The organism is Deltaproteobacteria bacterium GWC2_55_46 (assembly GCA_001595385.3).
Taxonomy (GTDB): Bacteria; Desulfobacterota; GWC2-55-46; order GWC2-55-46; family GWC2-55-46; genus UBA5799.
Genome location: LVEI03000001.1, coordinates 1,195,032 through 1,206,991, shown reverse-complemented (window position 1 = coordinate 1,206,991; position 11,960 = coordinate 1,195,032). Strand labels below are relative to the sequence as shown.

Annotated in this window: 10 protein-coding genes; 9 read left to right on the top strand and 1 reads right to left on the bottom strand. The window is 57.3% G+C overall.

Annotated elements, in window-relative coordinates:
- Positions 1-30: 30 nt before the first annotated feature.
- Positions 31-2,013, bottom strand: coding sequence for an acetate--CoA ligase (locus A2V21_305710; GenBank protein OIJ73804.1), 1,983 nt, complete (start codon positions 2,011-2,013; stop codon positions 31-33).
- Positions 2,014-2,163: 150 nt separating this feature from the next.
- On the opposite strand from A2V21_305710, the gene A2V21_305705 reads away from it, so the two are divergent.
- From A2V21_305705 to A2V21_305665, 9 genes are all read left to right on the top strand, one after another.
- The gene (locus A2V21_305705; protein OIJ73803.1) at positions 2,164-2,421 is read left to right on the top strand and encodes a hypothetical protein; all 258 of its coding nucleotides are present in this window, start codon (positions 2,164-2,166) and stop codon (positions 2,419-2,421) included.
- Between the two features lie 12 nt (positions 2,422-2,433).
- Positions 2,434-3,678, top strand: a complete 1,245-nt coding sequence (locus tag A2V21_305700; GenBank protein ID OIJ73802.1) for a histidine--tRNA ligase — start codon at positions 2,434-2,436, stop codon at positions 3,676-3,678.
- Positions 3,679-3,687: 9 nt separating this feature from the next.
- The gene (locus A2V21_305695) at positions 3,688-3,957 is read left to right on the top strand and encodes a hypothetical protein (protein OIJ73801.1); all 270 of its coding nucleotides are present in this window, start codon (positions 3,688-3,690) and stop codon (positions 3,955-3,957) included.
- The gene (locus A2V21_305690) at positions 3,954-5,741 is read left to right on the top strand and encodes a type II secretion system protein E (GenBank protein ID OIJ73800.1); all 1,788 of its coding nucleotides are present in this window, start codon (positions 3,954-3,956) and stop codon (positions 5,739-5,741) included. The genes A2V21_305695 and A2V21_305690 overlap by 4 nt, the downstream gene beginning before the upstream one ends.
- Complete coding sequence (locus A2V21_305685; GenBank protein OIJ75071.1) at positions 5,741-6,340, top strand: hypothetical protein; 600 nt, start codon at positions 5,741-5,743, stop codon at positions 6,338-6,340. The genes A2V21_305690 and A2V21_305685 overlap by 1 nt, the downstream gene beginning before the upstream one ends.
- Positions 6,341-6,447: 107 nt before the next feature.
- The gene (locus A2V21_305680; GenBank protein OIJ73799.1) at positions 6,448-7,161 is read left to right on the top strand and encodes a tol-pal system protein YbgF; all 714 of its coding nucleotides are present in this window, start codon (positions 6,448-6,450) and stop codon (positions 7,159-7,161) included.
- Between the two features lie 8 nt (positions 7,162-7,169).
- Positions 7,170-8,264 (top strand): hypothetical protein, encoded by a 1,095-nt coding sequence (locus A2V21_305675; protein OIJ73798.1) that lies wholly within the window; start codon positions 7,170-7,172, stop codon positions 8,262-8,264.
- 128 nt (positions 8,265-8,392) lie between these two features.
- Complete coding sequence (locus A2V21_305670) at positions 8,393-9,433, top strand: DNA protecting protein DprA (protein ID OIJ75070.1); 1,041 nt, start codon at positions 8,393-8,395, stop codon at positions 9,431-9,433.
- Positions 9,434-9,681: 248 nt separating this feature from the next.
- Positions 9,682-11,820: a DNA topoisomerase I gene (locus A2V21_305665; GenBank protein ID OIJ73797.1), complete on the top strand. Its 2,139-nt coding sequence runs from the start codon at positions 9,682-9,684 to the stop codon at positions 11,818-11,820.
- The last annotated feature ends 140 nt before the right edge of the window (positions 11,821-11,960 follow it).

Below are 11,960 nucleotides of genomic sequence, written 5' to 3'. Positions count from 1 at the left end.
CTTTGACGGGGGCTTGGCCCCGTTCTTGTTTCAGAGCTTGTCTTTGACGAGGGTGTCGACTATCGATGGGTCGGCAAGGGTCGATGTGTCCCCCAGGTCCTCTGTGGCGCCCTGGGCGATCTTGCGGAGTATCCTCCTCATTATCTTGCCGCTCCTCGTCTTCGGCAGTCCCGCGGCGAAGTGTATCTTGTCAGGCTTGGCTATCGGGCTTATCTCGGTCTTTACGTGCTCTTCCATCTGCCTCGTAAGCTCTGAAGATACCTCTACCCCTTCCTTCAATACCACGAAGGCGTATATTCCTTCGCCCTTTACGTCATGGGGAAAGCCAACCACGGCCGCTTCGGCGACCGAGTCGTTCGATACGAGGGCGCTCTCTATCTCGGCCGTGCCGAGCCTGTGGCCGGAGACGTTCAGGACGTCGTCGATCCTCCCCATGAGCCAGTAGTCCCCGTCCTCGTCCATCCTCGCGCCGTCGCCGGTCATGTAATATCCGGGGAAACGGCTGAAGTAGACCTCTTTTATCCGCCTGTTCTCAGGGTCGCCGTAGGTGCCCCGCAGCATGCCGGGCCAGGGCTTCTCGATGACGAGATAGCCGCCTTCGTTCACCTGGGCAGGGCTGCCGTCGTCTTTCAATATCTTTGGCGCTATCCCGAAGAACGGCCTTGTCGCCGAGCCCGGCTTTAAAGTGGTCGCCCCGGGAAGAGGCGAGATGAGTATGCCCCCGGTCTCGGTCTGCCACCATGTGTCGACTATGGGGAGGCACCCCTTGCCTATGTGGGTATGGTACCAGATCCAGGCCTCAGGGTTTATCGGCTCGCCGACAGAGCCCAGTACGCGGAGGCTCGTAAGGTCGTACCTTTCGGCCCACTCGGGGCCGCTCCTCATAAGGGCCCTTATCGCCGTAGGCGCGGTATAGAATATATTGACCCGGTGCTTCTCGACTATCTGCCAGAACCTGCCCGGGTCGGGATATGTCGGGATGCCCTCGAACATGAGGGTGGTCGCCCCGCAGGCGAGCGGGCCGTAGAGTATGTAGCTATGGCCGGTGACCCAGCCTATGTCAGCGGTGCAGAAGTGGATATCCTCTTCCCTGTAATCGAATATCCATTTGAAGGTAAGGGCGGAGTAGACGAGATACCCGCCAGTTGTATGAAGGACGCCCTTTGGCTTTCCTGTAGAGCCGCTCGTGTAGAGGATAAAGAGAGGGTCCTCTGAGTCCATCTCCTGAGGCTCGCAGAAACCGGTTATCCCGGGCGCCTTCATCTCGTCATGCCACCAGCTGTCCCTGCCCTCTTTCATCGATACCGGGCCGCCTGTCCTTTTTACCACTATGACCTTCTCGACAGCAGGGCACTCGGCTGCCGCCGCGTCCGCGTTCTCTTTCATCGGGACGGGTTTGCCTCCCCTTAAGCCCTGGTCGGAGGTGATGACGAGCTTTGAAGATGAGTCCTGTATCCTGTCCCTCAGTGAAGACGGGCTGAAGCCGCCGAATACGACGCTGTGGATGGCGCCGATCCGCGCGCAGGCGAGGACCGATATCGCGAGCTCCGGTATCATGGGAAGGTAGATGGTGACCCTGTCGCCCTTTACAACGCCCTTTGCATTGAGGACGTTGGCGAAGCGGTTGACTTCAAAGGAGAGCTGCTGGTAGGTGAACGTCCGATAGGAGCCGTCGTCGCCCTCCCAGATGATCGCGGCCTTGTTCCTCCTCCATGTGCCCAGGTGGCGGTCTATGCAGTTATAAGAGGCGTTGAGCTTGCCGTCAAGGTACCATTTTATGGAAGGCTTTCTGAAGTCCCAAACGGAGACCTTCTCCCACTTCTTCGTCCAGTCGAGAATACCACCCATGCGGTCCCAGAAGCCGTCCGGGTCTTCTATAGACTCCTTGTAGAGCCTTTCGTACTCCTCGGCCCCCTTGATATGCGCCCGTTGCATGATGTCAGGTGGAGGTGGGAAAAGCCTTCTCTCATGCAAAAGGACATCTATCGACTCCCTTGTCTTTTCTTTCTGCATCCTCGATCCTCCGGGAGGTGTTAGACCCAGGGGCGGGCCTTTAAAGAAGATAACTTAACAAGGGCGGGGTGTCAAGTGGGGGCGGTTTCATAACCTTGCATAAATAAAGAGGATATGTTAAAAATTTTTGACAGGCTCAGATAACGGCGGATGAATACCGGTTTTAACCAGAATATCAATTACAGGGGTGAAGCCTACCACGTCCAGACCGAGGACGGGGGGAGGAATAACCCTGTCATCACGACGCTCCTTTTCAAGGGCGGTGTAATACTCGCCTCAAGGAAGACGAGCTACGCCGATATATTAAGGTCAGACAAGATGGACCAGGCGGTGAGGGAGATAATGAGGGAGCAGCACGCTTCCCTCATCGCCGACCTCAAGGCCGGGGCCTTCCATAAACAGGATTAAAAGGGCGGTAAGATGAGCATAACGGCCGTAAAGGGCTTTAACGACATACTCCCCGGCGATACCGAGCTCTGGAGGCATATAGAGGAGACGGCCTATTATCTCTTCCGCGCCTACGGCTTCTCGGAGATAAGGCTTCCGATAGTCGAAAAGACCGAGCTATTCCTCCGTTCCATAGGAGAGACGACCGATATCGTCGAGAAGGAGATGTATACATTCGCGGACAGGCACGGGGACTCTATTACCCTGAGGCCCGAGGGCACGGCCCCGGCGGTGCGCGCCTACATCGAGCACAAGCTCTATACATCGGCCGTGACAAGGCTGTACTATACCGGTCCCATGTTCCGTTACGAGCGTCCGCAGAAGGGGCGCTACCGCCAGTTCTATCAGATCGGGGCCGAGGTCTTCGGCGAGGCGAGCCCGAGGGCGGACGCCGAATCCCTTGTCATGCTCATGAAGCTTTTCGAGCGGCTTGGCGTTATGGGCGCCACCCTCCAGATAAACTCCCTCGGTTGCGCCGAGTGCAGGCCCGCATATAAGGAAAAGCTATATAATTATCTAAAGGGGAAGGCGGGGAGCCTCTGCGAGAATTGCCTCCGGAGGATAGACACAAACCCGCTCCGCGCGCTTGACTGCAAGGTCCCTGGCTGCATAGAGGCAACAAAGGACGCCCCGTCCATAGTCGAATCGCTTTGCGCCCCGTGCAAAGAGCATTTTGACAGGGTAGAATACTTCCTTGGGCTAACAGGCATAACCCCCGTTGTGAACCCGAGGATGGTCCGCGGTCTCGATTATTATACAAGGACCACCTTCGAGGTAACCGCCGACACCGGTCTCGGCTCGCAGAACACGGTTGCCGCGGGCGGAAGGTACGATAACCTCGTATCAGAGCTTGGCGGGCCGGCAACACCCTGCTTCGGCTTCGCGCTCGGCATCGAACGGCTCGCCCTCATAATGCAGGGAAGAGCGCCGAAAGAGCCGGTCACCGTCTTTATAGCGATGGGCGATGAGGCCGAGCGAAAGGGCGTAGAGCTTGTGGCTGCGTGGAGAAGGGCCGGGATAAGGGTCATAGAGGAGTTCTCCGCCGGGGGGCTGAAGGGGAGGATGAAGAGGGCCGACAGGCTCGGGGCCGACTACGTCGTCATACTCGGAGAAAACGAACTGGCCTCAGGGGTCATAAGCGTAAAGGACATGAAGAAGGCCGAGCAGGCAACGGTCGCCTGGGACAGGGCCCTTGAGATCATCTCCGCGCAGAAATAAAGAGGGGACATGTACATTCCAATTGCCGACTCAGCCCTATCTGTTATCATAGCCTTTGTCATCTTCATACTTTTTTCGCTCGGCGCGATACTTGTGCTCTGGGTAGCAATGCCCTTCTCGGTATTCGGGGTAAAGGGGCTCCTGCGGAAGATCGTAGAAGAGCAGGAGAGGACGAACAGGCTCCTGGCAGAGTTCATCGAGGCAGGCAGGGGTAAAGAAAGCCGCCCTCCTGCCGAAAAGGATGAAGAAGAGCCAGGAGTGACAAAGGCCCGGGAATGACAGAGAAAAAGACACTTACGCTTGAGTTCGTGGCCGGGGTCCTCAGGAAGAAGAAGCTCCTGAGCGAAGCCGATGAGAAGGAGATCGCCATCAGGGGCGAGGCCCAGAGGGCGCGGCTACGCAAGACGCAGGACTCGTTCTACTCTTCCAGGCGCCTTCAGACCATCAATGAGCCTGTATCCCAGGCAGAGGTCATAGCCTCTTTAGAGTTCCATATACCCGGCTCCGAGAAGTACCTTACCGAGGACGCCATAACAGAGGCCATCGCCTCCGAGGTCGGCCTCCCTTACAGGAAGATAGACCCTCTAAAGCTCAACCTCGATATCGTAACGTCCCATATACCCAGGCCGTTCGCCCAGCGCTATCTCGTGGTGCCTATAGAGGAGAAGGGCGGCGTGGTAACGCTCGCCGTGGCCGACCCCTTTAACCTCGAGGCCGTAGAGAACCTCAAGTCGACGCTTAAGATGAGGCTTGAGCTTGTCTTGAGCTCGAAGACCGACATCCTTAAGATCGTGAGGGAGTTCTACGGCTTCAGGTACTCGGTCGGGGCCGCGGAAAAGGAATCTTCCGGCGTTGGAGACCTGGGGAACCTCGAGCAGTACGTAAGGCTCAAGGGCGCGGTAGAGCTCGAGGCAACCGACCAGCACATAGTGAACGCGGTCGAGTACCTCCTCCACTACGCCTACGACCAGCGGGCGAGCGACATACACATAGAGCCCAAGAGGGACAGGTCTTTGGTGAGGCTCCGCATAGACGGGGTGCTCCACTACATACACACCATACCCAAGGCAGTGCACCCGTCGATAGTCTCCAGGATAAAGATGCTCTCCAGGATGGACATCGCCGAGAAGAGAAAGCCGCAGGACGGCAGGATAAAGACCGCCTTCAGGGACAGGGAGATAGAGCTCAGGGTCTCGACCCTGCCCACGGCCTTCGGAGAAAAGATAGTCATAAGGATATTCGACCCGGAGCTGCTTTTCCAGGATATAGCGGCCCTCGGATTTACCCCGAGGGAGCTTGAGACCTTCAGTTCATTCCTCAAGAGGACGAGTGGCATAGTGCTCGTCACGGGCCCCACCGGGAGCGGGAAGACCACTACCCTTTATTCTGCCCTCAAGTCGCTCTCCTCGCCTGAGGTGAACATAGTCACCATCGAGGACCCGATAGAGATGATAGTAGAGGAGTTCAACCAGGTCGGGGTCCAGCCCTCGATAGGGGTCGACTTCGCCGGGAGCCTCCGGACCATATTGAGACAGGACCCGGATATAATAATGGTCGGCGAGATAAGGGACAGGGAGACGGCCGATAACGCCGTGCAGGCCGCCCTTACCGGCCACCTTGTATTTTCGACCCTGCATACCAACGACGCCCCATCGACAGTTACAAGGCTTACTGACCTCGGCGTGCCGCCCTTCCTTATAAATTCGACTGTCGCCGGGATACTGGCGCAGAGGCTCGTAAGAAAGATCTGCGTTCACTGCCGGAAGGAACGGACGCTTTCTGTCGAGGAGATGCAGAACCTGAGGCTAAAGGAACGCGAGTACAAGGTCTTCTACGGCGAGGGCTGCGCTGAATGCAGGGGCACCGGCTACAGGGGGCGGAACGGGATATTCGAGATAATGGACTTTACTGAAAAGGTAAAGGCCGTCCTCTCAAAGACGGTCGATACCTCGGCAATCCTCAAGGCCGCGAGGGAAGACGGGATGTCGACCCTGAGGGAATCGGCCATAAGGAAGATGCTCCAGGGCGTTACTACCTACGAGGAGATAATTACGGTAACATGATAAGGGTGGCAAAAGCTGAGTACATAGCAAGCGCGGTGAAGCTTGAGCAGTGCCCTGCCGCCGGGGCGCCAGAGGTTGTGCTCATTGGCAGGAGCAACGTCGGGAAATCCTCCCTCATCAATTCCTTCGTTAACAGGAAAGGGCTTGCCAAGACCAGTTCTCAGCCCGGAAAGACGCGGACCATAAACTTCTACCGCGTAAACGGGGATTTTTTCCTGGTAGATCTGCCGGGATTCGGCTACGCCAAGGTCTCGCTGGAGGAAAGAAAGTCCTGGAAGCGGATGACCGAGGAGTACTTCAGGAAGCGCGGCAGCATAAAGGGCGCGCTCTTTATCCTCGACCCGAGGAGGGATGTGGGGGAAGAGGAGGGTAACGTCCTTGAGTGGCTTAATGGGCACGGCATCCCTTGCACCGTGGTATTCACCAAGGTCGACAAGCTATCCAGAAACCAGCTCTCATCGAGGCTGTCCGGGATAAAAAAGACGGTCGACCTCGGCAGCCCCGTCCTCTTTTCTGCGACTACCGGCGAGGGGAAGGCCGCTCTCGGGAGGAAGATCCAGGAGATGCTCGATACCGGGGAGCGTGATTCGGGTCACTGACGCGCCTTTATCCAGGGGGTAAATTCGTCTATGAAGGCGAAAAGCCCCGGGCCGGTTTCTTTAATTTTGCTTGACAAATCGAGGAGAAGGAGATTAAGTTTCCCAAAATGAAGCTAAAACCGGTACTTTTCGTCCTCACGGCGCTGGCCCTATCCGGCTGCGCCGGGCTTAAGGAGCAGCAGTTGGCCATCGATCAGCTCTCCATCAAGGTCAATGAGCTTAAGGCGTCCGTCGACGCCTCCAACGGCAGGATAGACGACCTTGGCAACAGATTGACCCTCCTCCAGGAGAAGGTTGACGCCTCCAGGGCCGAGATCGAAAAATTGAGCGCCGCCTCGGTGCCCGCGGCGCCGCCAGAGGGGCTCAAGGTCGTGCCTCTCGCCGAGGAGCCTTTAAGGTATAACCCGGGCCCGGACCAGAAAGGCCATACCACGAGAGAGTCCATGAAGGATGCCGAGCCGATGTACAACAGGGGGCAGGACCTTTTCATGGCGGGCAGGTATGAAGAGGCACGGCAGGTCTTTACCTCGTTTATAAAGGCATACCCGAGGCACAGCCTCTCCGACAACGCCCTTTACTGGATAGGGGAGGCGTACTACACCGAGAAGGATTTTGAAAAAGCCCTTGAGAAGTTCGCTGAAGTCTCCGATAAGTACCCCGAGGAGAACAAGACCCCTGACGCGCTTCTGAAGGCGGGATTGTCGCTAAAGGAGATGGGTAGGTCAGAGCAGGCTAATGCGTACTTCGAAAGGCTCCTTTCGAAGTACCCTTCCTCGAACGCCGCCGCAATGGCCAGAAAGGCCCTGAAAGGCGAAAGGTAGGTGCAAAGATGGCCACGAAAAGGTTATTTATAGCCGCTCTTTTAGCGTCGGTCTTCATGGCCGCGCACGCGACCGCGGGTGAGGCGCCTGAGGCAGCCACACCTGAGGCAGCCATTGAGGGAGAGCCGGTCTACCACAAGATAGTCCCAAGGGATACCCTTTGGGATATCTCTGAAAAGTATCTTAAAGACCCGTTTAAGTGGCCAGGGGTCTGGAAGAACAACCCTTACATCAAGAACCCGCACCTTATCTACCCCGGCAATATCGTAAGGATCACGCCAGACGGGATAGAGGTAATGGAGCCGGCTGACGCGAAAGCGGAAGGCCTTGATAAGGTAACCCTCGAGGAGCCCCCCGAGAAGGTCGAGCTCCTCGAACCAGAAGCTGAAGAGGTGAAAGCGCCGGAAGCCCCGGCGGGGCCGAAGCTTAAAGACCATGCGATCGCGAGGAGCGGCTTTATCTCGGTTGAAGACCTGAAGGGCAGCGGCGCCATAGCCGCCACCAAAGAGAAAAACAACTACTTCGGCGATGGCGAGGATGTCTTCCTGACGTTTAAGGATAAGGCTTCCGTCAATGCCGGGGACCGCTATACCATATTCGCCGCCGGCAGGCGGATCAAGCACCCGGAGACCGGAAAGGGCCTTGGCTACGAGATAGATGTACTCGGCAGCGTTATTGTCACAAAGGTCGCAGATGTGGTCGAGGGCACGGTCGACAGAGTCTATCATGAGGTCCCGGTCGGCGCGAAGCTCAGGCCTTACAGCGCGCCTGTCCTTGAAGTCGCCATAACCGAAGCGGATACCGATGTCGCCGGCGTGATCGTCACTGCCCTTGAGGGCAAGGAGAACCTGTCGTCCGGCGACGTAGTCTATATCGACAAAGGCTCCAGGGACGGGCTCAAGCCCGGCAATATGATGCGCGTCTACAGGGCCGTCCCTAAAGTGCCGGACCCGATGAACGGCAAAGAGATCCAGTTGCCGCCCCTTGAGCTGGGCTCTCTCGTCGTAATAGAGACATCTGATGGCGCGTCTACCGCGGTCCTGGTCAAGAGCACCAGAGCGATAGTCTGGGGCGACGGCGTATCGACGCTCCGTACCGAGTAGGCTCACAACAGTTGGGCGGCTTGAAAGCCGCCCAACTGGCAAGCATCCCGAAAACAAGCCGAGCAGAAAAAACGCCTGAGGGGAGATCGTTGGGTAAGGATAGGCTTGAATACTGGCTTGCCCTCAGCATGCTGAGGGGCATGGAACGCTTAAGCGTCGTTACCCTGCTTGAGAGGTTCAATGGCCCGGAGGAGATATTCTCATCCGACGAAAAAGCCCTTGAAGGCTTCTCCGTCCCTTTTGCCAGGTCTGTAAGGGCGTTCGATGCATGGGACAGGGTCGAAAAGGAGCGTGAGCTCGCGCACAAGGACGGCGCGAGGATAGTGACCTTTGAAGACTCGGAGTACCCATCGGCCCTTAAAAGGATCTACGACCCGCCATGTTTGCTGTACATGAAGGGCGCGCAGTACAGGGACGGCTTCCCGGCGGTTGGTGTGGTGGGGACGAGACATCCGACCCATTATGGCCTTAAGATGGCCGAGACCCTCGGGACTGAGCTCGGCTATATGGGCGCTACAGTTGTAAGCGGCATGGCCCGGGGATGCGATACCGCGGCCCACAAAGGGGCGCTCTCAGCCGGCGGCGCTACCGTCGCGGTCCTTGGCACCGGAGTTGACATCGTATACCCCGGAGAGTCCAGAAAGCTTTACGATGAGATAGCGGAAAAGGGGTTGCTCATAACCGAGTACCTCATGTCGACTCCGCCGCTTCCGCATAACTTCCCGAGGAGGAACAGGATAATAAGCGGGCTCTCCATGGGGGTCGTGGTGGTGGAGGCGCCTTTAAGGAGCGGCTCTCTCATGACCGCGAGGCTCGCCCTCGAACAGGGCAGGGAGGTCTTCGCCGTGCCTGGGCAGGTGACCTCATACAGGAGCACCGGCACGAACAAGCTCATCAAGGATGGGGCGATGCTGGTCGAGAGCGCATCCGACGTGGCTGCGGCCCTTTCAATAAGCCCGCTTACGCAGGGCAGGCAAGCCTCAGAGCTTAAGGCCGGAGCCGAGGAGATGATGATACTCGATGCCCTCGAAGAAGGGCCGGCTCAGATAGACAGCCTCATCGACAGGACAGGCCTTACTGTAGCGAGGACCTCGACCCTTCTCCTTGAAATGGAGCTGAAGGGCTTTGTAGAGCAGAAGCCGGGGAAATGCTTCATGCGACGGGTCTAACGGCTGGAAGTGTTTTGAGTTTTTCAGCAACCTGTTAAAAAACCAGCTTTCGATTTTAGACGGCCATCGGGAGCGGATTATGTTATAATTGCTGGCGTTTTACAGGCGCTTATCGTCCCGATGCCGTCATGATGTCCGGCACTGCAAATCCAATTACAGCACGCTTGCTTGACAAGGGCCGAACTCCGGGGAATAGTTTCGATTGTCCGGTGGTTCAAAAATAAAAAACCGCATATACACAGGGTAAGATGGCAAAATCGCTTGTAATAGTCGAGTCACCCGCGAAGGCAAAGACAATAAACAAGTTCCTCGGCAAGGACTTCATGGTGCTTGCCTCGGTAGGGCATATAAAGGACCTTCCCAAGAGCAAGCTCGGGATAGAGATAGACAGCGGCTTTGAGCCCCATTACGAGCTTATAAAAGGCAAGGCCAATACGATACGCGAGCTGAAGAAGGCGGGCAAGATCGCTGAAAAGATCTTTCTGGCGCCCGACCCTGACAGGGAGGGCGAGGCTATCGCATGGCATATAGCCGAGGAGATAGACAAGAAGAAGGAGAAGACGTTCCGCGTCCTCTTTAACGAGATAACCGAAAAGGCCGTCAAGGAGGCCATCTCAAGCCCTACCACCCTGGACCAGCACAAGTACGAGGCCCAGCAGGCAAGGCGCGTCCTCGACAGGCTCGTCGGATACCAGGTGAGCCCCATACTCTGGGACAAGGTGAGAAGGGGGCTTTCAGCCGGCAGGGTGCAGTCTGTCGCGGTCCGCATCATCTGCGAAAGGGAGAGGGAGATACAGGCCTTTGTCCCGAGGGAGTACTGGTCGATAACCGCGAGGCTTGAAACGCTCGCAGGCGACGCCTTCACGGCGAAGCTTGCCAAAAAGGGCGGGAAGAAGATCGATCTCAATAACGAACTCGATTCCAGGACCGTTCTCTCGGGGCTTGAAGGAGCGCCCTTCAAGCTGGCCGAGGTCGAATCAAAGGAGACGAAGAGGAACCCGGCAGCCCCGTTCACCACAAGTAAGCTCCAGCAGGAGGCGGCGCGGAAACTCGGATACACAGCCAAGAAGACGATGATGCTCGCGCAGCAGCTTTACGAAGGGGTCGAGATAGGGAACGAAGGCCCTGTAGGCCTCATCTCCTACATGAGGACCGATTCCACAAGGATATCCAACGAGGCCATAGCGGCGGCAAGGGTCCATATCGAGCAGAAGTTCGGGGCGGACTACCTGCCCAAGGGTCCCAATATCTATAAGACCAAGAAAAAGACCCAGGACGCGCACGAGGCCATAAGGCCGACCTACTTCCAGTACCCGCCGGAGGCGGTGAAAAAAGACCTTTCCCGGGACCAGTTCAGGCTCTATCAGCTCATCTGGAACAGGTTCATAGCCTGCCAGATGACGCCTGCCATCATGGACCAGACGAGGGCCCTTATAGAGGCGAAGGACTATACCTTCTCGGCCTCAGGCTCTACCGTCAAGTTCCAGGGTTTCATGGCGGTATACATCGAAGGGCAGGACGTTGAGGAGGAAAAGGAGGAGAGGCTTCCGGCCTTCAAGGCAGGGGAGGCGTTGAAGCTCCTGGGCCTCGACCCGGCTCAGCACTTCACCCAGCCCCCGCCCAGGTATACCGAGGCTTCGCTCGTAAAGGAGCTGGAGGAGAAGGGCATAGGCCGCCCCTCGACCTACGCGGCCATACTCTCGACCATACAGGACAGGGAGTACGTCGTGAAGGAGAACAAGCAATTGAAGCCCACGGAGCTGGGCTTCATGGTCACGGACCTCCTTGTCCAGAGCTTCCCCGGCATACTCGACGTAGAGTTCACCGCCCACATGGAAGAGGAGCTCGACATGATAGAGGACGGGCAGATGGAGTGGCGCGAGGCGATGAAGGAGTTCTACGGCCCCTTCAAGGAGAGCCTTGAGAAGGCGAAAAAGGAGATGAAGAACGTCAAGGCCGAAGAGGTGCCCACAGACATCACCTGCGAGAAGTGCGGGAGCGCCATGGTCATAAAATGGGGCAGAAAGGGCAAGTTCCTTGCCTGTTCCGCCTATCCGGGCTGCAAGAACACCAAGGACTTCACGACAGGCGAGGACGGCAAGGTGGTGCCGCTTGAGAGGACCACAGAGACGACCGACACCCCGTGCCCGACCTGCGGCAAGAACATGATAGTCAAGAGCGGCCGTTTCGGCAGGTTCCTCGCCTGTCCGGACTACCCCAACTGCAAGACCACGAAGCCGCTTTCCACGGGCATCCCATGCCCGAACCAGGACGGTGGCATGATCGTCGAGAGAAGGACAAAGAGGGGCAGGACCTTTTTCAGCTGTTCCAAATACCCCTCATGCACTTACGCTACATGGGAGATGCCCAAGGCCGAAGGCGATTGACCGCGGCAGCCCGTTTCCTGTATAATCCAAGTGTCCGGGCTGCTGCCCGGCATGCCCGGGGAAATCGCGAACCAATACGACCCGTTCACCAGCCTCGTTTCTCCTGACCGTCTAAGCTTCAAAAAAACCGTCCCCGGCGA

What these genes read in the sequence shown, in the direction of transcription:
- A2V21_305710 (OIJ73804.1), bottom strand. Translation starts at nt 2,013, where the DNA reads ATGCAGAAAGAAAAGACAAGGGAGTCGATAGATGTCCTTTTGCATGAG.
- A2V21_305705 (OIJ73803.1), top strand. Translation starts at nt 2,164, where the DNA reads ATGAATACCGGTTTTAACCAGAATATCAATTACAGGGGTGAAGCCTAC.
- A2V21_305700 (OIJ73802.1), top strand. Translation starts at nt 2,434, where the DNA reads ATGAGCATAACGGCCGTAAAGGGCTTTAACGACATACTCCCCGGCGAT.
- A2V21_305695 (OIJ73801.1), top strand. Translation starts at nt 3,688, where the DNA reads ATGTACATTCCAATTGCCGACTCAGCCCTATCTGTTATCATAGCCTTT.
- A2V21_305690 (OIJ73800.1), top strand. Translation starts at nt 3,954, where the DNA reads ATGACAGAGAAAAAGACACTTACGCTTGAGTTCGTGGCCGGGGTCCTC.
- A2V21_305680 (OIJ73799.1), top strand. Translation starts at nt 6,448, where the DNA reads ATGAAGCTAAAACCGGTACTTTTCGTCCTCACGGCGCTGGCCCTATCC.
- A2V21_305675 (OIJ73798.1), top strand. Translation starts at nt 7,170, where the DNA reads ATGGCCACGAAAAGGTTATTTATAGCCGCTCTTTTAGCGTCGGTCTTC.
- A2V21_305670 (OIJ75070.1), top strand. Translation starts at nt 8,393, where the DNA reads ATGCTGAGGGGCATGGAACGCTTAAGCGTCGTTACCCTGCTTGAGAGG.
- A2V21_305665 (OIJ73797.1), top strand. Translation starts at nt 9,682, where the DNA reads ATGGCAAAATCGCTTGTAATAGTCGAGTCACCCGCGAAGGCAAAGACA.